At 68.7% G+C, this 26,197-nt stretch carries 26 protein-coding genes and 1 pseudogene; 18 read left to right on the top strand and 9 right to left on the bottom strand.

The window, feature by feature from the left end:
- Window positions 1-10: 10 nt before the first annotated feature.
- Both KF889_14855 and KF889_14850 read right to left on the bottom strand, forming a co-directional pair.
- Complete coding sequence (locus KF889_14855; GenBank protein MBX3500725.1) at window positions 11-1,528, bottom strand: L-lactate permease; 1,518 nt, start codon at window positions 1,526-1,528, stop codon at window positions 11-13.
- A 9-nt stretch (window positions 1,529-1,537) separates the two neighbouring features.
- A complete protein-coding gene (locus KF889_14850; protein MBX3500724.1) occupies window positions 1,538-2,551 on the bottom strand; it encodes a 2-hydroxyacid dehydrogenase in 1,014 nt (337 codons plus the stop codon).
- A gap of 333 nt (window positions 2,552-2,884) precedes the next feature.
- On the opposite strand from KF889_14850, the gene KF889_14845 reads away from it, so the two are divergent.
- From KF889_14845 to KF889_14835, 3 genes are all read left to right on the top strand, one after another.
- Window positions 2,885-3,445 carry a chromate transporter gene (locus KF889_14845; GenBank protein ID MBX3500723.1) on the top strand — a complete coding sequence of 187 codons (561 nt, stop codon included), beginning with the start codon at window positions 2,885-2,887 and terminating at the stop codon, window positions 3,443-3,445.
- The gene (locus KF889_14840) at window positions 3,442-3,972 is read left to right on the top strand and encodes a chromate transporter (GenBank protein ID MBX3500722.1); all 531 of its coding nucleotides are present in this window, start codon (window positions 3,442-3,444) and stop codon (window positions 3,970-3,972) included. The genes KF889_14845 and KF889_14840 overlap by 4 nt, the downstream gene beginning before the upstream one ends.
- A gap of 190 nt (window positions 3,973-4,162) precedes the next feature.
- Entirely contained in the window at window positions 4,163-5,596 is a 1,434-nt protein-coding gene (locus KF889_14835; protein MBX3500721.1) for an amidase, read from the top strand.
- A gap of 17 nt (window positions 5,597-5,613) precedes the next feature.
- Here the strand turns inward: KF889_14835 and KF889_14830 are convergent, their stop codons facing one another.
- Window positions 5,614-6,402 carry a class I SAM-dependent methyltransferase gene (locus KF889_14830; protein MBX3500720.1) on the bottom strand — a complete coding sequence of 263 codons (789 nt, stop codon included), beginning with the start codon at window positions 6,400-6,402 and terminating at the stop codon, window positions 5,614-5,616.
- A gap of 73 nt (window positions 6,403-6,475) precedes the next feature.
- On the opposite strand from KF889_14830, the gene KF889_14825 reads away from it, so the two are divergent.
- The 4 genes from KF889_14825 to KF889_14810 all read left to right on the top strand — a co-directional run bounded on the left by KF889_14825 (window position 6,476) and on the right by KF889_14810 (window position 10,879).
- The gene (locus KF889_14825; GenBank protein ID MBX3500719.1) at window positions 6,476-7,999 is read left to right on the top strand and encodes an AMP-binding protein; all 1,524 of its coding nucleotides are present in this window, start codon (window positions 6,476-6,478) and stop codon (window positions 7,997-7,999) included.
- A 4-nt stretch (window positions 8,000-8,003) separates the two neighbouring features.
- Entirely contained in the window at window positions 8,004-8,978 is a 975-nt protein-coding gene (locus KF889_14820; protein MBX3500718.1) for a 2-dehydropantoate 2-reductase, read from the top strand.
- A gap of 145 nt (window positions 8,979-9,123) precedes the next feature.
- The gene (locus KF889_14815; protein ID MBX3500717.1) at window positions 9,124-10,353 is read left to right on the top strand and encodes an MFS transporter; all 1,230 of its coding nucleotides are present in this window, start codon (window positions 9,124-9,126) and stop codon (window positions 10,351-10,353) included.
- A gap of 49 nt (window positions 10,354-10,402) precedes the next feature.
- Window positions 10,403-10,879 carry an SRPBCC family protein gene (locus KF889_14810; GenBank protein ID MBX3500716.1) on the top strand — a complete coding sequence of 159 codons (477 nt, stop codon included), beginning with the start codon at window positions 10,403-10,405 and terminating at the stop codon, window positions 10,877-10,879.
- 113 nt (window positions 10,880-10,992) lie between these two features.
- On the opposite strand, the gene KF889_14805 is transcribed toward KF889_14810, so the two are convergent.
- From KF889_14805 to KF889_14780, 6 genes are all read right to left on the bottom strand, one after another.
- Complete coding sequence (locus KF889_14805; GenBank protein ID MBX3500715.1) at window positions 10,993-11,667, bottom strand: hypothetical protein; 675 nt, start codon at window positions 11,665-11,667, stop codon at window positions 10,993-10,995.
- Between the two features lie 71 nt (window positions 11,668-11,738).
- Entirely contained in the window at window positions 11,739-13,190 is a 1,452-nt protein-coding gene (locus tag KF889_14800; GenBank protein MBX3500714.1) for a M81 family metallopeptidase, read from the bottom strand.
- 91 nt (window positions 13,191-13,281) lie between these two features.
- Entirely contained in the window at window positions 13,282-13,800 is a 519-nt protein-coding gene (locus KF889_14795; protein ID MBX3500713.1) for a MaoC family dehydratase, read from the bottom strand.
- Between the two features lie 56 nt (window positions 13,801-13,856).
- Complete coding sequence (locus KF889_14790; protein MBX3500712.1) at window positions 13,857-14,981, bottom strand: CoA transferase; 1,125 nt, start codon at window positions 14,979-14,981, stop codon at window positions 13,857-13,859.
- Window positions 14,982-15,123: 142 nt separating this feature from the next.
- On the bottom strand, window positions 15,124-16,257 hold the full coding sequence (locus KF889_14785; GenBank protein MBX3500711.1) for a CoA transferase: 1,134 nt from the start codon (window positions 16,255-16,257) through the stop codon (window positions 15,124-15,126).
- The gene (locus tag KF889_14780) at window positions 16,254-17,426 is read right to left on the bottom strand and encodes an acyl-CoA dehydrogenase family protein (GenBank protein ID MBX3500710.1); all 1,173 of its coding nucleotides are present in this window, start codon (window positions 17,424-17,426) and stop codon (window positions 16,254-16,256) included. Before KF889_14780 ends, KF889_14785 begins: the two co-directional genes overlap by 4 nt.
- A 68-nt stretch (window positions 17,427-17,494) precedes the next feature.
- On the opposite strand from KF889_14780, the gene KF889_14775 reads away from it, so the two are divergent.
- The 11 genes and pseudogenes from KF889_14775 to KF889_14725 form a co-directional block, all read left to right on the top strand.
- A complete protein-coding gene (locus KF889_14775; GenBank protein ID MBX3500709.1) occupies window positions 17,495-18,238 on the top strand; it encodes a GntR family transcriptional regulator in 744 nt (247 codons plus the stop codon).
- Window positions 18,239-18,440: 202 nt separating this feature from the next.
- Entirely contained in the window at window positions 18,441-19,262 is an 822-nt protein-coding gene (locus KF889_14770) for a hypothetical protein (GenBank protein MBX3500708.1), read from the top strand.
- Between the two features lie 29 nt (window positions 19,263-19,291).
- Entirely contained in the window at window positions 19,292-19,633 is a 342-nt protein-coding gene (locus KF889_14765; protein MBX3500707.1) for a hypothetical protein, read from the top strand.
- Between the two features lie 159 nt (window positions 19,634-19,792).
- The gene (locus KF889_14760) at window positions 19,793-20,641 is read left to right on the top strand and encodes a helix-turn-helix transcriptional regulator (GenBank protein MBX3500706.1); all 849 of its coding nucleotides are present in this window, start codon (window positions 19,793-19,795) and stop codon (window positions 20,639-20,641) included.
- 71 nt (window positions 20,642-20,712) lie between these two features.
- Window positions 20,713-21,105 (top strand): annotated as a pseudogene (locus KF889_14755) (VOC family protein).
- A gap of 78 nt (window positions 21,106-21,183) precedes the next feature.
- Window positions 21,184-21,537: a cupin domain-containing protein gene (locus tag KF889_14750; GenBank protein MBX3500705.1), complete on the top strand. Its 354-nt coding sequence runs from the start codon at window positions 21,184-21,186 to the stop codon at window positions 21,535-21,537.
- A gap of 236 nt (window positions 21,538-21,773) precedes the next feature.
- Window positions 21,774-22,691, top strand: coding sequence for an ABC transporter permease (locus tag KF889_14745; protein MBX3500704.1), 918 nt, complete (start codon window positions 21,774-21,776; stop codon window positions 22,689-22,691).
- A complete protein-coding gene (locus KF889_14740) occupies window positions 22,688-23,548 on the top strand; it encodes an ABC transporter permease (GenBank protein MBX3500703.1) in 861 nt (286 codons plus the stop codon). The genes KF889_14745 and KF889_14740 overlap by 4 nt, the downstream gene beginning before the upstream one ends.
- 175 nt (window positions 23,549-23,723) lie before the next feature.
- Complete coding sequence (locus KF889_14735; protein MBX3500702.1) at window positions 23,724-24,698, top strand: ABC transporter ATP-binding protein; 975 nt, start codon at window positions 23,724-23,726, stop codon at window positions 24,696-24,698.
- A 151-nt stretch (window positions 24,699-24,849) separates the two neighbouring features.
- Window positions 24,850-25,815: an ATP-binding cassette domain-containing protein gene (locus KF889_14730; GenBank protein MBX3500701.1), complete on the top strand. Its 966-nt coding sequence runs from the start codon at window positions 24,850-24,852 to the stop codon at window positions 25,813-25,815.
- A 163-nt stretch (window positions 25,816-25,978) separates the two neighbouring features.
- A partial coding sequence (locus tag KF889_14725) for a hypothetical protein (protein ID MBX3500700.1) occupies window positions 25,979-26,197 on the top strand: 219 nt, incomplete at its 3' end.

The raw sequence follows: 26,197 nt of genomic DNA, 5'->3' as shown, positions 1-26,197 counted from the left end.
TCCCTTCCGGTCAGAACGCCGACGCGCCTCTCAGCATCAGGTAGATCATGCCTCCACCGCCAGCGGCATAAAGAAGGCAGACGACGATGGTGTCGCGCATGACCTCGCCCTCGCGTCCGCTCGCCAGGCCGACCGTCGCCGCGCCCGCGATGATGTTGTGGGGGCTGATGATGTTTCCGATGCCGGCACCGAAATTCTGCGCGCCGTGCAGCACCGCCGCCGGGAGCGACAGGGCCGTGGCGGTGCTCCGCTGGAAGTCGCTGAACAGTATGTTCGATGAAGTCGCCGAGCCGGTCACGAAGGAGCCCAGCACACCGATGAAGGGCGCGAGGAACGGCCACAGCGCGCCGCTCGCGGCCGCGGCCTGCGCCAGGGTCTCGATCATGCCCGAATGCATCAGCACGCGCGAGAGCCCGAGCATGGCCGCGAGCGCAAGCGCCACCACGCCGAGCCGCCGGGCCGCGCCCGCCATCGCCGAGCCAAGCTCGGCCGGCGAGCGGCCGCGCAGCAGACCGCCGAGCATGAAGGCAAGGAAGAGCAGCGTCCCCGGATGATAGATCGGTTCCATGCGGCCGGAGAAGGCGCCGGACAGGCTCCATGCGATCTCGATGCCGCGCATCGCTTCGCGCACGGGCGGCACGAGGCGCGTGAGGACAATCAGCGCCAGCAGCAGCAGATAGGGCAGCGCGGCCCACGCCATCTCGCCGGCCGCCGGTCCCGGCCGATCGCCGCCGCCACCGCGGCGGCCGCCGGCGATCAGGGCGAAGAGGCTGCCGCCGATGATGGCGCCGCCCAGAGTCGGCAGCTCGGGGCCCACCAGCCAGGCCAGGAGCAGGAAGGGCGCGAGGAAGAGGAAGGCCGCAAGCGCCGGCCACAGCCAGTCACGCGGCCGCGTCCTGTCCGGCGATGCCATCATGAACACTGCTGCGGCCAGCATGCCGCCGAGCAGCGCGTGGAGAAGCGCCGCCGGCCGCGCCAGCTCGAGACCGGACAGGCCGCTGGCGGCCATCTGCGGCAGGATCGGCGTTCCCACCGCGCCGAAGGAAACGCCGGCGGCGTGGCCGATCAGGGCCAGCGTCACCGCCCGGACCGGCGCGAAACCCAGCCCGACGAGAATCGGCGCCGCAAGCGCCACGGGCGTCCCGAATCCCGCCACGCCCTCCATGAACAGGCCGAAGAACCAGGCCACGAGCAGGGCAAGGATGCGCGGATCGGACGAGATCCGCGAAAGGCCGCTGCGGATAGTTTCGAAGGCCCCCGAGCGTGCCTGCATCTCGTAGATGCAGAGCGCGGGGAAGATGATCCAGAGGATGGTGAGGGTGATGAACAGCGCCTCGACCATCGCGCCGCCGATCGCCATGCCCGGGCCGAGCTCGCGGTGCACATCCGTGCCGTGCCCGAAGACCGCGATCGCCAGCAGGAGCGCCGTGGCCAGCCCGAGCACGCCGGCGCTGGCCGCCCGCCACCGGAAGACGACCATGGCGGCGATGACGAGCCCTATCGGCAGGGCGGCGAGCAGGGCGTGCATTGCCGACGGTCACGTCCTGGTCGCGATCTTCTCGACGGACACCTCGTGCATCGCCCGGCCGCGCCCGGCAAAGGCCGTGATGTTGGCGATCGTCGTATCGGCGATGCTGGACAGCGCCTCCTTCGTGAAGAACGCCTGGTGTCCCGTGACCAGCACGTTGGGGAAGGTGAGCAGGCGCGCGAAGACGTCGTCGCGGATGAGATGGTTGGAGAGATCCTCGAAGAAGAGATCGGCCTCTTCCTCGTAGACGTCGAGCCCGAGGCTGCCGATGACGCCTTCCTTGAGCCCGCGAATGACGGCGCGGGTCTCGACCACGGCACCGCGGCTGGTGTTGATCAGCATCATCCCGCGCTTGAGCAGCGCCAGCGTCTCGCCGCGGATCATGTGGCGCGTGTCCGGCGTCAGCGGGCAATGCAGGCTCACGATGTCGGCGCGCGCGAAGAGCTCCTCGCGGGAGACATAGGTCATGCCCAGCGTCTCGCAGGCCGGATTGGCGACGATGTCGTTCCCGATCAGATCGCAGCCGAATCCGTTGAGGATGCGCGTCAGCACCTCGCCGATCTTCCCGGTGCCGACGATGCCGACGGTCTTGCCGTTGAGATCGAACCCCAGAAGGCCGTCGAGCGCGAAGTTCCCTTCCCGCACCCTGTTGTAGGCGCGATGGATCTTGCGGTTGAGCGCCAGGATCAGCGCGACCGTGTGCTCGGCGACGGCATGAGGCGAATAGGCCGGCACCCGCGCCACCTTCACGCCGAGATCGCGAGCCGCCTCCAGATCGACGTTGTTGAAGCCCGCGCTGCGCAGCGCCACGAGACGGACGCCCAGTCGCGACAGCTCCGCCAGGACGGGCGCGCCCAGCTCGTCGTTGACGAAGGCGCAGACCGCCGTCGAGCCCTGCGCGAGCGCCACGCTCTCCATCGAGAGCCGCATGTCGAGAAAGTGCAGCCGGTGCCCCTGACCCGCATTCGCCGCCTCGAGGAACTGCCGGTCATAGGGTTTGGTGCTGAACACGGTGACATCCAAAGATGGCACCTTGGGTTGACCCTTCGTCATGCGCAAAGCCCCTGCGGACATCGTTCTGCGGTTCCCGCACGGCAGGCTGGGGACCGAGGTGGACGAAAGGCGAAGATCACCGACGCGCGCCGGGGAGTACAGCGATATAGTGCGGCGCCTTGTCGAGCGCCGACCGGCCGGCGCGGGTGCGGGATTGATGACGCCGGGCAGCGCATTCTCCCGCCGCCTGCCGCGACGCCGGACTGTCGCGCCGTTCGAGCCGCGCCGCTCCAGCGGCGCTCTTCAACCGTCAAGCCAGAGGCGCCGCTGGAGCGGCGCGGCGCCAAGACAAGACCATCGTCCGTGACCGAGTCCGTTCCCGCACCGCGCCGCATCACGCCCGCCGAGCTGTTCATCGGCTTCGCCGGCATCGCCATCTCGGGCTTCGGCGGCGTCATGCCGTTCGCGCGGCGCATGATGGTCGAGCGCCGCCGGTGGGTCACCGCGGCGGAGTTCACCGACCTGGTGTCGCTGGGCCAGATCCTGCCCGGTCCCAACATCGTCAATGTCTCGATCTGCGTGGGATGGCGATTCGCCGGCGTGCCGGGAATTCTCGCCGCGCTCGCCGGCCTGGTCTTCGTGCCGTTCTGGATCGTCATCGGCTTCGGCATCGTGCACGCCACCTACGGCGACATCCCGCGCGTGCAGGGCGCCTTCGCCGGCATCGCCTGCGCCGGCGCCGGGCTGGTGATCGCCACCGGGCTCAAGATGGCGCGGCCGATGCTCGGCAACCTCCAGGCACTGGCCTTCATTGCCCTGGGTTTCCTCGCCATCGCCGTCATGCGCTGGCCGCTGGTGCCGGTCGTGCTGGTGCTGGCGGCGCTGTCGATCGTCGTCACGGCGTGGATGCGCGGGCGCCGATGAAGCTCGCCGACACGTTGCTGCTGATGCTCGGCCAGTTCGCGCTGATGTCGCTGTTCGCCATCGGCGGCGCCAACTCGGTGCTGCCTGAAATGCACCGTTTCGTCGTCGAGCAGCAGGGCTGGATCACGCACCAGAAATTCGCCGAGCTGTTCGGGCTGGCCCAGGGCGTGCCCGGCCCCAACATGCTGGTCGTCGCCCTGATCGGCTATCACGTCGCCGGCATTCCCGGCGCGCTGGTCTGCACCATCGGCCTGATCGGCCCCTCGAGCGTGCTGACCTATTTCGTCTACCGCGTCTGGGACCGCTTCAAGGGCTCGGCCTGGCGCGAGCTGATCCAGAGCGCCGCCGCGCCGGTCACGGTGGGCCTGGTGCTGGCTTCCGGCTACATCATCGCCCGTGGCGCCGCCGCCTCGTGGGTCGCCGTCGGCCTCACGGCGGCCGTCGCCGTCCTCACCGCCACGACCCGCGCCCATCCGCTGATCTGGCTGGCGATCGCCGCAGCAATGGGCGCGCTGGGTCTGGTATAGGATCGGCTCTTGCCTGTGGTCTGGCTTCAACTCCCTCTCCCCGCTTGCGGGGAGAGGGTTGGGGTGAGGGGCTGCATCGGATTGCGCACCGCCATCGTGCGCAACCTCAGTCGACCCCTCACCCCGACCCTCTCCCCGCAAGCGGGGAGAGGGAGGAAACGGAAGATGTGAGTGTGAAGAGGAGTCGAGAATGACCGAACCCTGCGACCTCAGCGCCGTCGAGCTGCGCCGAATGATCGGCAGGCGCAAGCTTTCGCCGGTCGAGCTGCTCGACTCCTGCTTCAAGCGCATCGGCGAGGTCAATCCGAAGCTCAACGCCTTCGTCGCGATGTGCGAGGACCGCGCCCGCGCCGAGGCGCGCGCCGCCGAGCGCGCGGTGATGGCCGGCGATCGCATCGGTCCGCTGCACGGCCTGCCGGTGGGCATCAAGGATCTGCAGGAGACCGAGGGCCTGCGCACCGTCTTCGGCTCGCCGCTGATGGCCGACAATATCCCCAACAAGGACGAGCGCACGGTGGCGGCGATCCGCCATGCCGGCGCCATCGTCGTCGGCAAGACCAACACGCCCGAATTCGGCGCCGGCGCCAACACCACCAACCCGGTCTATGGCCCGACGCGCAATCCGTTCGATCCGGCGCGCATCTGCGGCGGCTCCTCGGGCGGCTCGGCGGTGGCGCTGGCGACCTCGATGGTGCCGATCTGCAGCGGCTCCGACACCGGCGGCTCGCTGCGCATCCCCGCCGCCTTCTGCGGCGTCGTCGGCTTCCGTCCCTCGCCCGGCGTGGTGCCCAGCGAGCGCCGGCCGCTGGGCTGGACGCCGCTGTCGGTGCTCGGGCCGATGGGCCGCGACGTCGCCGACACCGCGCTGCTGATGAGCGCCATGGCCGCCTACGATCCGCGCGATCCGCTGTCGAAGCCGGTCGATGCTGCCTCCTTCGCCTCGCTCAAGCCGGTCGACCTGTCGTCGTTGCGCGTCGCCTTCTCGATCGATCTCGGCTTCGCCATCGTCGATGACCGCATTAGCGACGCCTTCAAGCACCGCGCCCGCAAGCTGGCGCCGATCTTCCGCACCGCGCAGTGGCGCGATCCCGACATGGGCCGCGCCAACGACGTCTTCGAGGCCTTGCGCGCCACCAACTTCCTCACCGCGCACCTGAAGCGCTACGAGCAGCACCGCGACAAGCTGGGCCCCAACATCGTCGCCAATGTCGAGCAGGGCCTGAAGATGACGCTGGCCGACGCCGCCGCGGCGCATGCCGAGCAGACGCGCGTGTTCCGCGCCTTCCAGGATTTCTTCCGCGACGTCGACGTGCTAATCACGCCCACCGTGGCGGTGCCACCCTTCCCGGTCGAGCAGCTCACCATCAAGGAGATCAACGGCGAGCCGCTGCGCACCTACTTCCACTGGCTGGCGATGACCTATGCCATCACCAACACCGGCCATCCGGCGATCTCGATCCCGTCCGGCCTCGATCCCACCGGCACGCCGCTGGGCCTGCAGATCGTCGGCCCGCACCACGGCGATCAGTTCGTGCTCGAGGTCGCCCAGGCGCTCGAGGCGCACCTCGCCGACGATGCCTCGATCGCCCGGCCGGTGCCGAACCTGGCGACGCTGTCGGCCTGACGGGCGCCCGCCGCCGCTCAGGTCCTCACGTCGCGTCGGGTCTCGGCCGTCTTGCGGATGGCGACGGGCGGCCACGACACCAGGACCTCGTATTCGCCCCGGTGAGTGTCGACGAAGCGGTCGATCGCCGCGCGCACGTTCTTGAAGTAGGTCGGATAGCCGTCCCAGCCGTAGTCGTCCCACACCAGGATGCCGCCGACGTCGAGCAGGCTCCAGGCCAGAATCGAATCGACGATGACGTCGTCGTGGAAATGGCCGGCATCGATGTAGCACAGATCGAAGCGCCGGCCGGCGGCCGCCAGCGCGACCAGCGTGGCGTCGCTGCGGCCCTTCAGCTTCTCGACGCGCGCGCCCAGCCGCGCCGTGTTGGCGTCGAAGCGGCGCTCGACCTGCGCCACGCCATCGTCGCGCTGATGCTCGTCGCCGCCGGCGAAGGAATCGACGCAGGCGATCTTGCTCCCGGCAAACATCTCGGCCATGAGCAGAGCCCAGCGACCCTCATAGGTGCCGACCTCGAGGATCGAGCGCACGCTGCGTCCCGGTGTCGCGATGTAGTGCAGCCACGCATCGACGACGAGATCGGTCGCCCATTCGGCGGTGAATTCGGCATCCGCCCACGCCGCCGCGGTCAGGTGCCGGCGCCGCTCCGCGAGGCCCGGCGCCTCACGCATGCCGCGGATGCTGGCGGCGTGGGCGTGCAGCAGCGGATGGCGGCCGCGCTTCCACAGGCCGCCCATCCGGGGCGCCATCGCGTGCAGCCACCACCACATGTCCGCCCCGTTGCTGCCGTCACCGAACAATACCACGTCGCGCCGCCGCAGTAGCGCGCCCTCCGCGAGCGGGCTAAATACCCGGCATTCGACGCACGGGGATGATCGCATGGCTGACACGGTTCTCGACCTGCTGGCGCGCGGTGCCGATTCGGCGCCGGCGATCGGTGCGCCCGAGCATCAGCCGCTCAGCTTCGCAGGCCTGCGCGACCTCGCGGCCAGGACCATGGTCGACCTCAACGCCATGGGCATCGGCCGCAACGACCGCGTCGCCATCGTGCTGCCCAACGGGCCGGAGATGGCGGCCGCCTTCATCGCCGTGGCGTCCTGCGCCACCACCGCGCCGCTCAACCCGGCCTATCGCGCCGAGGAGTTCGAGTTCTATCTCACCGACCTGAAGGCCAGGGCGCTGCTGATCCAGCAGGGCGAGGACTCGCCGGCGCGCGCCGTGGCGCACAAGCTCGGCGTGCCGCTGGTCGAGGTGGTGCCCGATCGCGCCCGGGGCGCGGGTGCCTTCACGCTGCGGCCCGAGAAGCCGATGGCCGGCAAGCCGGCGCTGCCCGGCAGGGCCGAGCCCGACGATATCGCGCTGGTGCTGCACACCTCGGGCACCACGTCGCGGCCCAAGATCGTGCCGCTGGCGCAGCGCAATGTCTGCGCCTCGGCGCGGCACATCACGCAGACCCTGTCGCTGACGCCTGCCGACGCCTGCCTCAACATCATGCCGCTGTTCCACATCCACGGCCTGATCGCCGCGGTGCTCTCCTCGCTGGCGGCCGGCGGCTCGGTGGTCTGCTCGCCGGGCTTCAACGCGCTGCGCTTCTTCGCCTGGCTCGATGAGGTGAAGCCCAGCTGGTACACGGCGGTGCCGACCATGCACCAGACCATCCTGGCGCGCGCCGAGCGCAACGCCGAGATCATCGGCCGCTGCAAGCTGCGCCTGATCCGCTCGTCCTCGGCCTCGCTGCCGCCGCAGGTGATGACCGAGCTCGAGACGGTCTTCGGCGCGCCGGTGATCGAAAGCTACGGCATGACCGAGGCGGCGCACCAGATGGCATCCAACCCGCTGCCGCCGCGCGCGCGCAAGCCGGGCTCGGTGGGCATCGCCGCCGGCCCCGAGGTCGCGATCATGGACCCGGAGGGCAACATCCTGCCCAGCGGCGCGCTGGGCGAGATCGTGATCCGCGGGCCCAACGTCACGTCGGGCTACGAGGCCAATCCCGCCGCCAACGCCAGCGCCTTCAGCAACGGCTGGTTCCGCACCGGCGATCAGGGGACCCTGGACGAGGAAGGCTATCTGCGCATCACCGGCCGGCTGAAGGAGCTGATCAACCGCGGCGGTGAGAAAGTCAGCCCGCTGGAGGTCGACGAGACCATCATGGATCATCCCGCTGTGGCGCAGGTCGTGACCTTCGCCATGCCGCACGACAAGCTCGGCGAGGAAGTCGCCGCTGCCATCGTGCTGCGCGAGGGCCAGAGCGCCACCGAGCGCGAGATCCGCGATTTCGCCGCCAGGAAGCTCGCCGACTTCAAGGTGCCGCGAAAGGTCGTGTTCCTGCAGGAGATCCCCAAGGGCGCAACCGGCAAGCTGCAGCGTATCGGCCTGGCGGAGAAGCTCGGCCTCGGAGCCTGACGTCATGCGTGTGCTGATCTTCGGTGCCGGGGCGATCGGCGGCTATCTCGGTGCGAAGATGGCGATGGCCGGCACCGACGTGACGTTCTTCGCGCGCGGGCCCCACCTCGCGGCGATGAAGGCCAACGGGCTAACGCTGATTTCCGAAGGCCAGACGCACACCGTGAAGGTGCCCTGCACCGACGATCCGACGGCGGCCGGACCGCAGGACTATGTCGTGGTCAGCCTCAAGGCGCACGGGCTGACGGCGGCGCTGCCGCAGATCGAGAAACTGCTGGGCCCCGACACCGCCATCGTCACGGCGATGAACGGCGTGCCGTGGTGGTACTTCTACAAGCACGGCGGCGAGTACGACGATCTGCGGCTGAAGAGCGTCGATCCTGATGGTTCGCTGTGGGAGCGGCTACATCCGCGCCGCGCCATCGGCTGCATCGTCTATCCCGCCGCCACCATCACCGCGCCCGGCGTGATCGAGCACACCTATTCCAACCGCTTCACGCTCGGCGAGCCCGACGGCTCGCGCAGCGAGCGCATCGCGGCCCTGTCGCAGGCGATGATCAAGGCCGGGCTGCGCGCGCCGGCGCGCCCGCGCATCCGCGACGAGATCTGGATCAAGCTGTGGGGCAACCTGTCGCTCAATCCGGTCTCGGCGCTCACCCACGCCACGCTCGACCTGATCACGTCCGATCCCGGCACGCGCGCGGTGGTCCGCGCCATGATGGTCGAGGCCCAGGCGGTGGCGGAGAAGACCGGCATCAGATTCGCCATCGATGTCGACAAGCGCATCGAGGGCGCCAACGAGGTCGGCGCGCACAAGACCTCGATGCTGCAGGACCTCGAGGCCAAAAAGCCGATGGAGATCGAGGCGCTGCTCGGCGCCGTGGTCGAGATGGGCGTGATCACTGGCCTGAAGACGCCGACCTGCGACACGGTGCTGGCCCTCGTGCGCCAACGCGCCAAGGTTGCGGGCGTGGCGTAGTTCGCCCTACCCTCCCCCGCGGAGGAAACAACCCGTCGTCCTGAGCGCAGCGAAGGACCTTGCGGTATCGCGGACATCGACCTGCGTCATGTCCGTTCGCATCACCGCAAGGTCCTTCGCTGCGCTCAGGACGACAGGAGCCGAAGTGGACCCATCCAGCAAACCCCAGGGCATCGACGGCCCGCCCGCGTGGCGCACGGCGTGGATCGTGCTGGGCATCCTGTCGATCTCCTTCGGCTCGCCGCTGCTGATCGTCGTGGGCATGAAGCCGATCCAGGAGGCGCTGGGCACCGACCGCTCGACCGTGGCGCTGGCCGGCTCCTTCGCCTGGTTCGGCACCGCCGCCGGCGGCATCCTGATGGGCTGGCTGGCCGACAAGATCGGCGTGCGCACCACCCTGGCCTTCGGCGCGATCATGGTGGCCTGCGGCCTGGCGCTCTCCTCGTTGGGGCCGATCTGGGCGCTCTATGTCGGCCACGGCCTGATGCTGGGCCTGCTCGGCAATGGCGCGATCTACGCGCCGCTGCTGGTCTATGTCAGCCGCTGGTTCGAGCGACGGCGCGGCACGGCGATCGCGCTGATCTCCTCAGGGCAGTACATCGCCGGCGTCGTCTGGCCCGCGCTGTTCGAGCGCGGCTTCAGCGCCTGGGGCTGGCAGAACGTGATGCTGGGCTATGCCGTGGTGATCGCCGCGGTGATCCTGCCCGCGACCCTGCTGCTCAAGCCGCTGCCGATCGCCGCCGTGCCGCATCCGACCCGAGGTGGCCGGGCCGCGCAGGGCCACCGCATCGCCGGCATCCATCCCACCGTCGCCCAGGTGATGCTCTGCATCGCCGGCTTCTTCTGCTGCATCCCGATGGCGGTGCCGCAGGCGCATCTCGTGGCCTTCTGCAGCGACATAGGCATCGTCGCGGCGCGCGGCGCGATGATGCTCTCGGTGATGCTGGCCGCCGCCTTCGTCTCGCGCCAGCTCTGGGGCGTGCTGGCCGACCGCATCGGCGGCCTGCGCACGGTGCTCGTCGGCGCGATCTGCCAGGCGATCTGCATCAGCGGCTTCCTGCTGACCCAGGACGAGACCGGGCTGTTCTTCGTCGCCGCCGCCTTCGGCCTGGGCTTCTCCGGCATCATCCCCGCCTACTCCGTGGCGGTGCGCGATCTCTTCTCGGCGTCGCAGGCGTCGTGGCGCATTCCGCTGACCCTGTCGACGGCGCAGGCCGGCATGGCCTTCGGCGCCTGGTTCGCCGGCCGGCTCTACGACCATTACGGCACCTACGCGCCGGCCTTCGGCAGCGGCATCGCCTTCAACGTGCTGAACATCCTGATCATCGGCTCGCTGGTGCTGCTGCTGGCCGGCGCGCGAAGAAAGCCGGCTTGACGACGGACCTCGCTATAGTTAACTAATGCGTTAACTACAGGAGCGAGCCATGAGCAGCATCACGCTTGCGACGCCCTCGGACAACGAGCTGTCGATCTCGCGCAGCTTCGACGCGCCGCGCGACAGGGTTTTCGCCGCCATCTCCACGCCCGACGCCATCCGGCGCTGGCTCAACGGCCCACCCGGCTGGACGATGACGGAGTGCGCGATCGAGCCCAGGGCCGGCACCGCCTACCGCTTCGCCTGGCGCAACGGCGAGGATGGCCCGACCATGGGCCTGGGCGGCACCATCACCGAAGCGATCGTGCCGCAAAAGCTGGTGGCGACCGAGAAATTCGACGAGCCCTGGTATCCCGGCGAGGCGCTGGTCTCGCAGACGCTCAGCGAGTCCGACGGCAGGACCACGCTCACCATCACCATCCGATATCCCGGCAAGGAAGTGCGCGACGGCGTGATGGGCTCCGGCATGACCACCGGCATGGAAATGAACTACGACCGCCTCGCCGCCCTGCTTGCGACCGGGTAGCGACCTGGAATCAGCGAAGCCCGGATTCCTCGCTGCGCTCGGAATGACAGATGCTGCAGGCTGTCATCCCGAGCGCGGCGAGGGATCCAGAAGGCCGCAGAATGGAAGAGCGATCACAGGTTCCGCGGATTGCCCTTCAGGATCTTCAGGCGGATGCCGGTGCCGGATTTCTCGGTGAAGGTGACGTCGTCGCCCGCCACCTCCACGGTGAAGCACGCCTTGTCCTCCTTCGGATAGACGAAGCAGACCTGATCGCCCTCGACCGACCATTTGCCGGTGGTGAGCTCGCTGTCCTCCATTGTCTTGACCGTGCCGTCCGGCTGGTAGAACTCCGCGTAGTCCTTGCCGCCCACCTTGCCGGCGACGGTGTTGCCGACCAGCTGGCCCCACGCCGCCATGCCGGTGACCTTGCCGGCCGGCGAGGAGGGCGCGGTCGGGGGCGCGGCATCCTGCATCACGAGCTGCATGCAGCCCCGTACGACGCCACGCAGGCTCTCCAGGGCTTTCGCCTGGTCGGCGGGCAGGGTCGCCGGATCGAGCCTGCTGCCCTTGGCGCGCGCCTCGTCGGACGCCTTCATGACGGTGACGGTCAGTGCCCGATCGCCCGCCGCGGTCTTCTCGCCGACGCAGCCGCAGAACTTGGGAACGTCGGGGAAGGTCTTCGCAGCCGGGTCGCTGTTCAGGCTGGTCTGACAGTACTCGACCACCTCGTTGGCGCCCGCCTTCGCCGACAGCCCGATCGCCAGCACGCCGGCGGCCAGCGCCGGCATCCATCGCTGCATACCCATGATCCACGCTCCTTGTTGACGCAGCGACGCTGCCTGCGAAGCGCGTGCCGATCAAGCGGCGCCTTGATGATTCAGGGGAACGTCAGATCGGCGTAAGGATAGAAGCGCTTGAGGTCGACATTCTCGTAGGGCAGCGCGTCGAGCCGCACCGTGCCGAGGAATGGCTCGCTCGGCTCGACCAGCAGGATGGTCTTCGCGAAGCCGCTGTCGTCGAAGCCGCGCCGGAAATGCACGCGCGACTTGATGGCGAAGACCTTGAAGCGCGCCAGGTCGAGACCGAACCCGGTGATCTGCGACGGCTCGGTGACCTGTGCCAGGTAGCGGCTGATAGCCACGCAATTGCCCTTGCCGAAATCGACCGCGCCGCCATGCGGCGAAACCAGGCGCACCGTGCCCGTGATGCGCACCGGCTCGCCGGCCGATTCATCGACGCGGCCGCCGATCATGCGGTCGAACGGATCGCCCGGCTTCATCTTCTGCAGCGCGTCGGCCGCCTCGGCGTCGGCGATGGTGGCGAAGAGCACGTCGCGCAGGTCCTGCGCGATGACCTCCTTCAGGATCCAGGTCGCGTAGCCCGAGCGGTCGCTGTGGTCGGCGAGCACGACGGGCGCCTCGCCGCGCTTGACCGCCTGCCCGGCCAGCGCGACGCCCTCCGCTATGAGATGCACCCTGGCCGCGCCGACCAGCGCCTTGCGCTGCCGCCAGATCGCCTGCGCCATGTCATCGGCGATCTTCCTCGCCAGATCGGGCTTGTCGTTGGTCAGCACCTGCACGGTGATGCCGACATCCGGTACGTCGGCCCACGGGAAGCCGAACATGAAGTTCACATAGACGTCGGGCTCGCGCGCCTCCCAGGTCAGCGCGCGCTGCACCAGGTCCATCCACGGCGAGGCGCCGGTCCATTGCAGCACGGTCGCGGTGATGATCGGCACCTTTACAGTAACCGTCGAGGGCTTGTAGTCGCCGCGGATGGCGCGCACCAGCATGCGCCCGGCGCGTTCGCCCTGCAGGTGCATGTCGTAGTGCGGGAAGTACTTCACGCAGAACGCCATGTCGGCGTGGCGCAGGAATTCCTCGTCCTCGTTGGCGTGCGGATCGAAGGTCGCGGCGATGAAGGCCCTGGGCCCGATCACCGCGCGCACGCGCCGCGCCAGCTCGGCTTCGGGCCTGGGGACCCCGCGCACGCCCATGGCGCCGTGGATGCACAGATAGGCGCCGTCGAATGGCCCGCGCGCCTTGAGCTCCTCGACCATGCGGCCGGTGAAGCGCTCGAACGCCTCCGCCGTCACCCAGCCCGAGCCGGTGCCCGTCTTCGGCCAGCCCGGCGACTCGATGCCGACCAGCTCGACATCGGCATGCTCGCGCGCGAGCTTCACGAAGCCGCCCATATAGGCCCTGGGATCGTGCGACAGCAGCGCCTCGTCGCGCATCGGCGAGCCGGGATAGATGAAGTCCTCGACCGTGGTGTCGTTCTTCAGGAACGTCACCGTCTCGTGCGAGAACTGCATGACGGCGATACGCATCGATCAATCTCCCATTTCTGTCATCCCGAGCGCAGCGAGGGATCCAGGGCCGGCCTGAATCCCTCGCTGCGCTCGGGATAACAGCAATGTGCTAGTAATCCGCCTTGTCGTCGACCGCGTGGCCGCGCTTGGGCACCAGGATGGTGCGCTCGAAGCTGATGAACACCGTGCCATCGGCCTTGCGGCCCGTCGTGCGCACGCTGACCACGCCCTGCGTCGGCCGCTTCGCCGATTCGCGCTTGTCCAGCACCTCGGACTCGGCATAGAGCGTGTCGCCGACGAAGACCGGCTTCGTCAGCTTGATGTCGGTCCAGCCGAGATTGCCGATCGCCTTCTGGCTGACGTCGCTGACGCTCATGCCGACGACGATCGACAAGGTCAGGCACGAGTTCACCACCGGCCGGCCGAACTCCGATTTCGCGGCATAGGCCTTGTCGAAATGCAGCGGGTGCTGGTTCATCGTCAGCAGGGTGAACCAGGTGTTGTCGCTCTCGGTGATCGTACGGCCGGGACGATGCTCGTAGACGTCGCCCTTCTGGAAATCCTCGTAATAGCGGCCGAACTGCTCGCGATAGCGCTGCTGTCCGACCTCTTTGGACGTCTTCGCCATTGGCCTCATCCTATCGAATCTGTCATCCCGGGCGCAGCGAGGGATCCAGGGGCAGTCTAGATCCCTCGCTGCGCCCGGGATGACAGGTACATCGCGTCATGCTCGCCCAGCAGCGGCTCGCGGTAGAGCGGCTGCGATGGTTCGTCCCTGAAGCGCACCACGGGCGCGAGATGCTTGCGGCCCATCTCGTCGGTCACGATCATGCCGCGCTTCTTCAGATTGGCATCCTCGATCGCCTCGGGCAGCGTATTGACCGGGCCGTAGCAGACGTCGAGCGTCGACAGGTACTCCATCCAGTGCGCCAGCGGCCTGGAGCGGAACGTCGCCTCGAGGAATTCCATCACTGGTTTCTGGTGCGCGCCGGGCCATTCGCAGAGCGGCGCGAGATCCGGCCGACCCAGGGCGCCCAGGAGGTTCTGCACGAACTTCATCTCCTGCCCGGCGAGCACCAGCTGGCGGCCGTCGGACGTGTCGTAGATGCGATAGAAGGCCGAGCCGCCTGTCGTGCGCTGGTTCTTCACGTCGGGCTGCGTGCCGTCGGTGAACGGCGCGCCGACGACATTGGCGCAGGATGCCATCAGCGCCTCGTGCATCGAGACGTCGATGTAGTCGCCCTTGCCGGTGCTGACGCGGCGCAGCAGCGCCATCAGCACGCCGGCCAGGCCGTGCAGGCCACTCACCACGTCGGCGGCAGGAATGCCGGGAATCGCCGGCCTTCCGTCGTCGCCCAAGGTGAGGCTCAGCACGCCGGTCATCGCCTCGAGCGCGAGGTCGTGCGCGGCGCGGCCGGGATAGGCGCCGTCCTGGCCGAAGGCGGAGATCGAGCAATAGACGATGCCCGGGTTCTTTGCCTTCACCGCCTCGTAGCCGATGCCGAAGCGCGCGGCGACGCCGGGGCGGAACGACTCGACCAGCACGTCGGCCTCGCATGCCAGCCGGAACAGGTCGGCCCTGCCCTGCTCGCTCTTGAGGTCGATCACCACGCTCTTCTTGCCGCGCGCCATGTTGCGGAAGAACACCGATGTGCGCTGGTCCGGCGGCCTGATGTGGCGGCCGGGATCGCCCTCGCCCGGCGGCTCGACCTTGATCACCGTGGCGCCGTGATCGGCCAGCGCGGTGGTGAGGTACGGCCCCGGCAGGAACCAGGACAGGTCGACGACCTTGATGCCTTGGAGCTTCATGACAGGTCCTTGCTCCCTCTCCCTGCGAGCGGGGAGAGGGTCGGGGTGAGGGGTTGCATCAGGTTGTGCACGACGATGGTACGTCACTCGAATCAGCCCCTCACCCTAACCCTCTCCCCGCTCGCGGGGAGAGGGAACATGATCAGGATACATACGTGATGGTGTCCGCACCGAGCGGCGAGCAGGCGGCCTGTGACGGACGCTCGCCGTCGATGCGCAGGGGATTGGCGATCACGCGCAGCGTGCCTTTCGTCGGATGCGGCACCTCGGAGACCATGCCGGAGCCGCGCACGAAGGGACTGTCGAGTGCCTGGTCGAGGCGGTAGACCGGTGCTGCCGGCAAGAGGCCGTTGAGCAGGCTCAGCCACTCGGCCGTGGTGCGCGTTCGGAACGTGGGATCGAGCGCATCGGTCAGCGCCGCGCGGTTGACGGCGCGGGTGTTGGGGTCGGCGAAGCGCGGGTCGTCGAGCAGATCGCGCCGCCCCATCACCTCGACCAGCGACAGCCAGAATTTCTGCGTCATGCACATGACGAAGATCCAGCCGTCCCTGGTCGGAAATGTCTGCACCGGCGCCAGCGCCAGATGCGCGCTGCGCGGCACGCGTGGCGAGACATCGCCCTCGTTGAGATACCAGGTGCCGGGATAGGTGAGCTGGTGCAGCGCGACGTCGAACAGGCAGGTCTCGACGTCGCAGCCCTGCCCTGTGCTGCGTGCGCGCAGCAGGCAGGACAGCAGGCCGACGGCGCCGGTCAGCCCGCTCATGCTGTCGATCAGCGACACGCCGACCCGCGTCGGCGCGCCCTCCGGATCGCCGGTGAGCTCCATCAGCCCGGCCTCGGCCTGCATCAGGAAATCGTAGCCCGGCCAGTCGGCGCGCTCGCCGGAACGGCCATAGGCGGAGATGTGCAGGCAGACGATCGCCGGCTTCAGATGCTTCAGCGCCGCGTAGTCGATGCCGAGCTTCGCCGGCTGCGTGCCGCGCAGGTTGTTCACCACGCAGTCCGCGGTCCCCACCAGCGACTCGAATTGCCGGCGGCCTTCTTCGCTCTTGATGTCGAGCGTCACGCTCTTCTTGCCGAGGTTCCACGCCTGGAAGTACTGGCTGTCGTCCTTGCCCAGCCTGTGCGGCCCGACCTGGCGCGACGGATCGCCTTCGGGCGGCTCGATCTTGATCACCTCGGCACCGAGCTCGGCGAGAAACATCGTGCCGTAGGGCCCGGCACCGAACTGCTCCAGGGTCAGCACGCGGATGCCGGCGAGCGGCTTGGCGTTCATATGGACGCGTGCCTCTTCGTCCATTGGCGGGCGATGATCAGGCGCTGCATCTCGTTGGTCCCTTCGCCGATGCAGGTCAGCGGCGCGTCGCGGTAGAGCCGCTCGATGTCGTATTCCTTCGAATAGCCATAGGCGCCGTGGATGCGCATCGACTCGGTGCTGTTCTCCAGCGCCGCCTCGGAGGCAAAGTACTTCGCCATGCCCGCCTCCATGTCGCAGCGCTCGCCGCGGTCGAAGGCGCCAGCGGCGTCGAGCGTCAGCAGCCGCGCGGCGCGCGCCCGCGTCGCCATCTCGCCGATCTTCAGCGCGATCGCCTGGTGCTCGATGATCGGCTTGCCGAAGGTCTGGCGGATCTGCGCGTAGTCGGTGGCGAGCTTCAGCGCGCCCTCGGCGATGCCGACGCCGCGCGCCGCGACGTTGATGCGGCCAAGCTCCAGCCCGCCGGCGACCTGGGTGAAGCCGCGGCCCTCGACCTCGCCGATCAGATGATCGGCCGGGATGCGGTAGTCCTGGAAGATCAGCTCGCCCGAATCGATCGACTTGTAGCCGAGCTTCTCAAGCTTGCGGCCCACCGTGAAGCCCGGCCCCTTGGGCGCGATGAACAGGCTCATGCCGGTATAGCGCGGGCTGGCCTCGGCGTTGGTCTTCACCAGCAGCGCGAAGCACGAGCCTTCGATGCCGTTGCTGATCCAGGTCTTGGTGCCGTTGATGACGTAGTCGCCGCGCTCGCGCCGCGCGGTCATGCGGATCGCCTGCAGGTCGGTGCCGGCATTGGGCTCGGTCAGCGCCAGCCCGCCGCGGATCTCGCCGCTGGCGAACTTCGGCAGCCACTGGCGGCGCTGCGGCTCGGTGCCGAACTTCTCGACCGCCAGCGCCAGCATCAGGTGCGAGTTGAAGATGCCGGTGAGCGCCATCCACACCGAGGAGATGCGCATGACGATCCGGGCATAGGTCGTCGCCGGCAGGCCGAGCCCGCCGTACTCCGGGCTGACCGTGGCGCCGAACAGGCCGAGCGCCTTCATCTGCTCGACCAGCTCGGCCGGCCATCGATCGGAGTGATCGAACTCCTTGACGCGCGGCGCCACCTCGCGGTCGACCCACTTGTCGATGCTCGCCAGAAGCTGCGCCTCGTCATCCGGATCGATGCTGCGCACGGCCGTCCTCCAAATTTGTCCGGACAATCTATTTTCATCGTTGAACGGCTGTCAATCCGCGCCGTATCTTATCCGGACAAATCATGGCCATGCCCGCCCCACGCGATGCCGCGCCGCTGCATCTGAAGGTCGCCGACGCGCTCAGGCGCGAGATCGAAAGCGGCGCGCTCGCCATCGGCGCGCGGCTGCCGACCGAGGAAGTGCTCGGCCGCCGCTTCCGCGTCAGCCGCCACACGGTGCGCGAGGCGCTGCGCCGGCTGCGCGACGAAGGCCTAGTGGCCTCGCGCCAGGGCGCCGGCACGACGGTGGTGCGCCACGCCGGCCAGGCGCTCTATGTACACTCGGTGTCCTCCGTCGAGGAGCTGCTGCAATACGCCACCGAGGCGCGCTTCGAGGTCGACAAGAGCGCGGTGGTGACGGCCGACGCGGCGCTTGCCCGCCGTCTGGGCTGCAGGCGTGGCGAGCGTTGGCTGCGCGTCGAGGGCTTCCGCCACGTCGAGGGCCAGGCGCGGCCGATCTGCTGGACCGAGGTCTTCGTGCTCGCCGCCTACGCCGGCGTCGGCCTGCGCATCGGCCGCGCCCCGGGCACGATCTATTCCTGGATCGAGAAGATGTACGGCGTGCGCGTCGCCGAGGTCGAGCAGGTGATCTCGGCGGCGCCGACGCCCAGGGCGATCGCCGAAGGCCTCGGCACGCGCGCCGGCAGGCTGGCCATCGCCATCCGCCGCGCCTACCGGCTGGCCGACCGCCAGCTGGTCGAGGTCGCCTTCAACCTCCACCCCGCCGAACGTTTCACCTACGCCATCAAGCTGCAGCGCAAGCAATGACGGGCGCGGGGCGGCGAGAAACGACACGCGTAGGGGTGGAAATACTGCCTCTCTCCGTAGGACGAAAGCCCCGTCGGCGACAACCGTAGGGGTTTAAATCGGCTTCCCGCACGCCCTGTCATAGCCTTCCCGCGGGGGCACGGTTGAGTCTTGCGCGCCCGATCCACGGCGCCGCGCCGTGCCCCGATGAAGCGGAACGCGCATGGCCGGCAGAATCTGGATCCCACCCTACAAGCCGCTTGGCGTGAGCACACAGGCCGTGCCCGGCGGCGGCTATCTCAATATCGACGCCATTGCCGGCCAGTTCGGCCCCTCGCCGATGCTGCAATTCGGCCTGCAGGCCGCCGAAGGTGCCGCCGGTGTCGCCATCGTGCTGTCCGAGCACCTCGCGGGCGACAACGAAGCCATCGTCAAGGGCGCCGATTCGCGCCTGGGCGAGGCCGAGCAGACACTGCTGTTCGATCCGCAGACTGGCTACCTCAACCTGCAGGGCCAGGAAGCGCTGACCAAGGCGCCGGCGGTCATCGACGCCTACCGCGAGGCCCAGACGCGCGAGATGGCGACCATGGTCGACGACGACCAGCGCCAGATGCTGCACGACCTCAGCGAGCGCCGGCTGGCGAGCTTCAGCACCCAGGTCGAGCGCCACAGCGCCGCCGAGCGGTTGCGCTGGTACGACCAGGCCGGCGAACGGCGCATCGCGCAGATGCAGGCCGACGCCCGTCTGCACTGGAGCGACGACGCAATGCTGCGCCGCGCCCTGGGCACGACGCGCGCGGAGGTCAACGAACATGCCGAACGTCACCACTGGGACTCCGCGCTGACCGAGGCAACGCTGCGCCGGCAGACCAGTCGCATGCTGGTGTCGGCGATCGAGGCCGCGGTCGAGCGCGACCCTGAGCGCGCGCCCTGCGCGCACGCTACGAACAGCATATCGAGGCATCCGACCGAGCCTCCCTCGACGCGCTGCTCGCCGAAGCGCAGACACGCGAGCACGCCCGGCAGGCGAGCGCGGAGATCCTGAACGCCACGCCGCCGGACGGCGAACCGTCTGTGGCGCAGCGGCGCCTGGGACAGGCCGAGGCGATCGCCGATCCGGCCGTACGCGCCGCCACCATCCGCACCCTGCACAGCGCCGCCGTGGCCGACGAGGCCCGCGCCCAGACCCTGGCCGAGCAGGTGCAGGAGCGCGTGCTGCAGGACGGCCTGACCGACCCCGCGCAGATCCCGATCCGCGAGTGGGTGGCGCTCGATGCGGAACGCCGCCAGGCGATCGAGGACCAACTCCACGCCATCAAGCGCGGCCTGCAGCTCGCCAACAAAATGCTGCCAGCCAAGCTGCCCGACGCCGCCCGCTGGCGCGCGGGCTGTCCTGGGCGCTGGAGCGCACCATGAAGGTCGGCGGCGCGGTCGGCCTGTCGACCGCGGCCAGCGGAACCGCGACGACCCGCAACGAAACCGGCATCCCTTGCCCCACGGCTGGCCGTCGTCACTGGTTGCGCAACCGCCGCACATGGGGATATCAGAGCCGTCATGACCGGGGATGAATCAGGCGTGCAGGTCGACGTCCATCGCTCCGAGACCCTGAGCTGGGCAATGTACTTGCGTTGCCCGGACGCACGGCTCGCTCCCTACGTCACCGATTACCAGGGCTATCGCGAACGCTCGCAGGCACAAATGCGCCGTTTGCAGGTGCCGTTCGCCGGCGCGCCGATGATCGTCAGCCTCGGGCCGTCGATCGACGTCATCACCGGCGATCGACCAGCGGAGCGTGGAATCCATCGCAGCTTCCTGGCGGGCCTGCATGACGTGCATGTCTTCACCGAGTACCAGGGTGAGCAGCTCGGCGTCCAGGTGAACTTCACCCTGCTTGGCGCCTATCGCTTCCTCAACGTCGCCATGTCGGACATCGCCAACCGCTGCGTGGCGCTGGGCGACCTCGTGGGCGATGCCGAGGCGGACAGGCTGGTCGAGCGACTCCGCCACGCGCCGGACTGGCCGGCACGTTTCGACGTCATGGACCGATTCCTGCTCGAGCGCTTGAAACGCGGACGACCCATGTCGCCAGACATCGCCTGGGCGCTGAAGATGCTGCAAGCGAGCAACGGCGCACGCTCGGTCGGCACTCTAAGCCGCGATCTCTCTTGCAGCCGCAAGACCCTCATCCAGCGATTCCATGCGCAAGTGGGCCTAAGCCCCAAGGCGGTCGCCAATATCCTGCGTTTCTCACACGCGGTGGACCGCATCCGCGTGGCCGATGAGGAACGATTGGCCGAGCTCGCGCTCGCCTGCGGTTACTGCGACCAAGCTCATTTCAATCGAGATTTTCGCCGCTACTCCGGGTGCACCCCGAGCGCCTTTCGTGCCGCTCTGCTGCCGGAGAGCGGCGGTGTGGGCGGGTAAAATTCATCCAAGACCGGTGACGCCCCTCTGCCCTAGTTGTGCTGCCATCCTTTCCCGAGACGGAGAGATCCATGGCCGACAGAGCGAGCGTCCCCAACATCTTCCCCAGTCTCCGCTACGAGAACGCGCCCGCGGCGATCGAGTGGCTGAGCAAGGCCTTCGGCTTCGAGAAGCGCTTCGTGGTGCCCGGCGAGAACAACACCGTGGCGCACGCCCAGCTCTGCCTCGGCGCCGGCCTGATCATGATGGGCTCTGCCCGCGAGCCGGATCCCAAGAATCCGTGGGCCACGGCGCGCCTCGGGACGTATGTCGCCGTCGCCGATATCGATGCGCACTACGCGCGGGCCCAGGCTGCCGGCGCGGTGATCGAGCGGCCGCTGGCCGACACCGAGTACGGATCGCGCGAGTACTCGGCGCGCGACTGCGACGGCCACCTGTGGAGCTTTGGCTCCTACGACCCCTACGCGAAGGGGCAAATGGAACAGATCCCCGCGAAGCGCTCCGGGATCTTCCTCCCGCCAAGCGAGGGTCGTTCGTATCCGATGGGACGCATCAGCGCCGTCTTCAAGGCGGACGGAGACGAGACCGAGCGGCGCTACTCCATCTCCGAATGGTGGCTGGATCCCCGCACGCAGGGTCCCGGGGCGCATTCCCACGCCGAGGACGACATCTTCTACGTCATCGAGGGAACGATGAGCGTTCTCGTCGGCGATCGCTGGATCGACGCCACCAAGGGCTCCTTCGTCCTCGTGCCAGGTGGAGTGCTCCATGATTTCCAGAACCGAAGCCCCAGCCGTGCCGGCGTCCTGAACTTCTCGATCCCCGGCGATTTCGAGGAGCAGATGCCGGCGATCGTGAATTGGTTCGAGGAGAACCCGCCGAAGGACACGCGGTAGCTCCGCTCAATGTCATCGCGCGAGCGAAGGGACGAGCTGCGACAGGGGCAAGCGAGAGGCACGCCGGCGTAGCGGAGCCTGCCGGGCATGGTGGTTCTGACGGCGCTGGTCGGCGTCCTTGTCTGATCGGGACCGCCGGCGTCCCGCCGGCATCATGAGCCGGCGGGACGCCGGCGCACCCAAAGACGGCATGTCGCTTGCAACGTGCCGGTCCGGATGGATAGGTTAAGGCTTCGATGCTCCGCTTCCTTCTCCGCCGCTTTGTCGTGGCACTGCTGGTCGCCGCGACCGTCCTGACGCTCGCGTTCATGCTGACCCGGCTGTCGGGTGACCTGGCGATCTCGATCGCCGGCGCCAACGCCACGCAGGCCGACGTGGAGCTGATCCGCAAGGCCTACGGGCTGGATCGGCCGGTCTACATCCAGTTCGTCGACTGGGTGGGCCGCGCCCTGATCGGCGATTTCGGCGAAAGCTTCTTCTTCAGGGCGCGCACCGCCCAGCTGATCGGCGAGCGCATGCCGGTGACCATCACGCTGGGGCTGACCGGCCTCTTGATCGCGCTGGTCGTGTCGATCCCGCTGGGCATCGCCGCGGCGGTCAACGAGAACACCTGGATCGACCGCGTGGTGCAGTTCGTCGCCCTGCTCGGCCAGGCCATGCCCGGCTTCTGGCTCGGGCTGATCCTGATGATCACCTTCGGCCTGCAGCTGGGCTGGCTGCCGATCTCCGGCACCGGCTCGTGGGAACACTATGTGATGCCCGGCGTGGTGCTGGCCTTCACGGCGATCCCGGCGCTCACGCGTCTGACCCGCGCCGGCATGATCCAGGCGATCGGCTCCGACTATATCCGCACCGCGCGCGCCAAGGGCCTGTCGCGCGCCTCGATCCTGCTGAAGCACGCGCTGCGCAACGCGGCGATCCCGGTGGTCGCCATCGCCGCCGTGCAGCTGGGCTTCATGCTCGGCGGCTCGATCGTCATCGAATCGGTCTTCGCCCTGCACGGCGTCGGCTTCCTCGCCTGGGAGAGCATCGGCAAGAACGACTTCCCGGTGGTGCAGGCGGTGGTCCTGGTGCTGGCGGTGATCTACGTCGCGCTCACCATGCTGGCCGACATCCTCAACGCCGTGCTCGATCCCCGGCTGCGCACCGCATGACGACGATGACCACCATCGCCGCGCCGCGGCGCGGCTGGCGCGCGGCCGGCACCTGGATCGGCGCGGTGATCGTCGGGCTGACGCTGTTCGCGGCGATCTTCGCCCCGTGGATCAGCCCGCACGACCCCTATGCGCAGGATCTCGGCAAGCGCCTGCTGCCGCCGTTCTGGATGGACGGCCACAATCCCATGCACTTCCTCGGCACCGACCAGATCGGCCGGGATTATCTCTCGCGCCTGATCTACGGCGCGCGCATCTCCATGCTGATCGGCATCGGCGTCACCATCACCTCGGCGATCATCGGCATCGCCATGGGCGTGCTGGGCGGCTTCGTCGGCGGCAAAGTCGACGACGCCGTGCTGTTCGCCATCACCACGCGCCTGTCGATCCCGGTCGTGCTGGTGGCGCTGGCCGTGGTCGGGCTGATGGGCAGCTCCTTCACGCTGCTGGTGCTGACCCTGGGGCTGCTGCTGTGGGACCGCTTCGCCGTGGTGGCGCGCAGCACCACCATGCAGGTGCGCAATCTCGACTTCGTCTCCGCCGCCTGGTGCGCGGGCTGCTCGCGCTTCCATATCCTGTGGCGCGAGATCCTGCCCAATATCGCCTCGCATCTCGTGGTCGTCGCCACGCTGGAGATCGCGCTGGCCATCCTGCTCGAGGCGGCGCTGTCGTTCCTCGGCCTGGGCGTGCCGCCGCCGCTGCCGTCCTGGGGCCTGATGATCTCCGAGGCCAAGGAGTACATGTATTTCAGCCCGTGGGTGATCATGATCCCCGGCATCTCGCTGTTCGTGCTGGTGCTGGGCATCAACCTGCTGGGCGACGGCCTGCGCGACCAGTTCGGCACGAGTACGCAGTGATGCAGGGCTGTCGCGGATGTCCCATCCTCTTACCTTCCCCCGGAGGGGGAAGGTGGCGCGCGAAGCGCGACGGATGGGGGATGCTTCAACGCATTCGGTGTCCGTCTTCAACATCCCCCATCCGCCCTGCGGGCACCTTCCCCCTCCGGGGGAAGGTAAGATTTCAGGGCGAGCAATGACCGCGCTGCTGGAGGTAGAAGGGTTGCGCGTCGAGTTCGGCGCCAATGTCGCGGCCGTGCGCGGCGCGTCGCTCACGGTGGCGCGCGGCGAGACCCATTGCCTGGTGGGCGAGTCCGGCTGTGGCAAGTCGGTCTCGGCGCTGGCGATCATGAACCTGCTGGCGCGCGGCGGCAGGCGTGGCGCCGACAGGCTCTCCTTCGCCGGCATCGACCTGCGCGGCATGAGCGACCGGGAGATGGCGAAGCTGCGCGGCGATCGCATGGCGATGATCTTCCAGGAGCCGATGACCTCGCTGAACCCCGCCTACACTGTGGGCTCGCAGATGGCCGAGGTGCTGACGCGCCATCGCGGCACGAAGCGGCGCGCCGCGCTCGACCGCGCCGCCGAGCTCCTGGGCCGCGTCGGCATCACCGCGCCCGGCATGCGGCTGGGCCAATTCCCGCACCAGCTCTCGGGCGGATTGCGGCAGCGCGTGATGATCGCCATGGCGCTGATGTGCGATCCCGAGCTGCTGATCGCCGACGAGCCGACGACGGCGCTCGACGTGACGGTGCAGGCGCAGATCCTGCGCCTGCTCGCCGGTCTGCAGCGCGACCTCGGGCTGGCCATCCTGCTGATCACGCACGATCTGGGCGTCGTGGCGCGCGTCGCCCATCGCGTCTCGGTGATGTACGCCGGCGAGGTGGTCGAGAGTGCGGCGACAGCCGATCTGTTCGCGCGGCCGACACATCCCTACACGCGCGGGCTGCTCGAATGCGTACCGGTTCCCGGCAAGGTCAGGCGCGACCAGCCGCTGGGCTCGATCCCCGGCGTGGTGCCAAAGGTGTCGCCCGGCTTCGCCGGCTGCGGCTTTCGCGACCGCTGCTCGCAGGCCACCGACATCTGCGCCGGCGACATCCCGCGCCATCGCGCCGGCAGCGACCACGAGTACCTCTGCCGCCTGCCGCAGGACTGGATGCGTGCGGCATGATCGCGCTCGCCAAATACCTTCCCCCGGAGGGGGAAGGTGCCCGAAGGGCGGAAGGGGGATGTCGAAGCCGGACACCTGTCGCGTTGAGGCATCCCCCATCCGTCGCTCCGCGCCACCTTCCCCCTCCGGGGGAAGGTAAAGAGGAAAAGGCATGACCGCGCCCGCCATCGAAGTGCGCGGGGCGCGGCGGACGTTCCGGGTGAAGGGCGGCATGTTCCAGCCCGACAGGCATGTCGTGGCGGTCGACGACGTGTCCTTCGCCGTGCCGGCGGGCGGCGTGCTGGGGGTCGTCGGCGAATCCGGCTGCGGCAAGTCCACCCTGGCCCGCCTGATCCTCGGCCTGCTGCCGCCGGAGGCCGGCGAGATCCTGGTCGACGGCCAGCGCGTGCTCGAGATGGATCGCAAGGCCCGCGCGCGCCTGATCCAGCCGGTGTTCCAGGACCCCTTCGCCTCGCTCAACCCGCTGCGGCGCGTGCGCGACATCGTCGGCCTGCCGCTGGCGGCGCAGGGCGGCATGAGCGGCGCCGAGATGGCCAGACGCGTCGACGAGATGCTGGTGCGCGTCGGCCTGACCGTCGAGATGGGCGAGCGCCAGCCGGCGCAGCTCTCCGGCGGCCAGCGCCAGCGCGTCGCCATCGCCCGCGCCCTGGTGCTGCGCCCGCGCATCGTGGTCTGCGACGAGCCGACCTCGGCGCTCGACGTCTCGGTGCAGGCGCAGATCCTCAACCTGCTGGCCGAGCTGCGCCGCGATCTCAATCTCACTTATCTATTCATTAGCCACAACCTCGCGGTGGTCGAGCACGTCGCGACCGAGGTGGCGGTGATGTATCTCGGCCGCATCGTCGAGCGCGCGCCGACCGACACGCTGTTCCACGCGCCCGAGCATCCCTACACGAAGGCGCTGCTCGCCTCGGTGCTGACGCCGGAGCCCGGGCTCGGCGTGCCGGATGTCGGGCTGGGCGACTCTCTGCCCGATCCGTCCAACATCCCGCCCGGCTGCCGCTTCCACCCGCGCTGCCCGGTGGCGCTCGAGCGATGCAGCAGCGTGGCGCCCGCGACCACGGCGAGGACCGCGGGTATCGTCGAGTGTCATCTCGCGCCGGCTCGGGCCGCCTGAACTCGCGACTGCGACCGCGGCATCAAGCGCACCCGCGCAGGTCGAGCGCCATCTCGCGCCGAACGGAACTTTGCACATTATTGGAATCGATCTCGCCTGCGCTCAGGGACGCTTGCTGATATAGTCGCACGACGATTGAGCCGATGTTGATGGGGAGTGAGCATTGTCAAAGCGGGTCGGCGTCCCCTTGGAGAGTGGCCACACCGTCCGGCCGCAGCCCTGCCGTATCTCCTGGCTGACCAGGACGGCGGCAGTGACGCTGCTGGCGGCCGGCCTGTTCGCGGCGAGCGGACAGGCCCACGCCCAGTTGCCGACAGAGGGCACGGTGGTCGGCGGCAGCGCGACGATCACGCAGAACGGTACCAGCCAGCTCACCATCAAC

The sequence above is a fragment of the Alphaproteobacteria bacterium genome, assembly GCA_019635875.1.
Taxonomy (GTDB): Bacteria; Pseudomonadota; Alphaproteobacteria; order Reyranellales; family Reyranellaceae; genus JAFAZJ01.
Note: the sequence above shows the minus strand (reverse complement) of the source record. Positions and strands in the feature narration are given on the sequence as shown.

Excerpts from the sequence above, each read along its gene's own strand:
- KF889_14855 (MBX3500725.1), bottom strand. The coding sequence starts at position 1,528 with ATGCACGCCCTGCTCGCCGCCCTGCCGATAGGGCTCGTCATCGCCGCC.
- KF889_14840 (MBX3500722.1), top strand. The coding sequence starts at position 3,442 with ATGAAGCTCGCCGACACGTTGCTGCTGATGCTCGGCCAGTTCGCGCTG.
- KF889_14835 (MBX3500721.1), top strand. The coding sequence starts at position 4,163 with ATGACCGAACCCTGCGACCTCAGCGCCGTCGAGCTGCGCCGAATGATC.
- KF889_14825 (MBX3500719.1), top strand. The coding sequence starts at position 6,476 with ATGGCTGACACGGTTCTCGACCTGCTGGCGCGCGGTGCCGATTCGGCG.
- KF889_14820 (MBX3500718.1), top strand. The coding sequence starts at position 8,004 with ATGCGTGTGCTGATCTTCGGTGCCGGGGCGATCGGCGGCTATCTCGGT.
- KF889_14810 (MBX3500716.1), top strand. The coding sequence starts at position 10,403 with ATGAGCAGCATCACGCTTGCGACGCCCTCGGACAACGAGCTGTCGATC.
- KF889_14805 (MBX3500715.1), bottom strand. The coding sequence starts at position 11,667 with ATGGGTATGCAGCGATGGATGCCGGCGCTGGCCGCCGGCGTGCTGGCG.
- KF889_14800 (MBX3500714.1), bottom strand. The coding sequence starts at position 13,190 with ATGCGTATCGCCGTCATGCAGTTCTCGCACGAGACGGTGACGTTCCTG.
- KF889_14795 (MBX3500713.1), bottom strand. The coding sequence starts at position 13,800 with ATGGCGAAGACGTCCAAAGAGGTCGGACAGCAGCGCTATCGCGAGCAG.
- KF889_14790 (MBX3500712.1), bottom strand. The coding sequence starts at position 14,981 with ATGAAGCTCCAAGGCATCAAGGTCGTCGACCTGTCCTGGTTCCTGCCG.
- KF889_14785 (MBX3500711.1), bottom strand. The coding sequence starts at position 16,257 with ATGAACGCCAAGCCGCTCGCCGGCATCCGCGTGCTGACCCTGGAGCAG.
- KF889_14775 (MBX3500709.1), top strand. The coding sequence starts at position 17,495 with ATGGCCATGCCCGCCCCACGCGATGCCGCGCCGCTGCATCTGAAGGTC.
- KF889_14770 (MBX3500708.1), top strand. The coding sequence starts at position 18,441 with ATGGCCGGCAGAATCTGGATCCCACCCTACAAGCCGCTTGGCGTGAGC.
- KF889_14750 (MBX3500705.1), top strand. The coding sequence starts at position 21,184 with ATGGGACGCATCAGCGCCGTCTTCAAGGCGGACGGAGACGAGACCGAG.
- KF889_14745 (MBX3500704.1), top strand. The coding sequence starts at position 21,774 with ATGCTCCGCTTCCTTCTCCGCCGCTTTGTCGTGGCACTGCTGGTCGCC.
- KF889_14740 (MBX3500703.1), top strand. The coding sequence starts at position 22,688 with ATGACGACGATGACCACCATCGCCGCGCCGCGGCGCGGCTGGCGCGCG.
- KF889_14735 (MBX3500702.1), top strand. The coding sequence starts at position 23,724 with ATGACCGCGCTGCTGGAGGTAGAAGGGTTGCGCGTCGAGTTCGGCGCC.
- KF889_14730 (MBX3500701.1), top strand. The coding sequence starts at position 24,850 with ATGACCGCGCCCGCCATCGAAGTGCGCGGGGCGCGGCGGACGTTCCGG.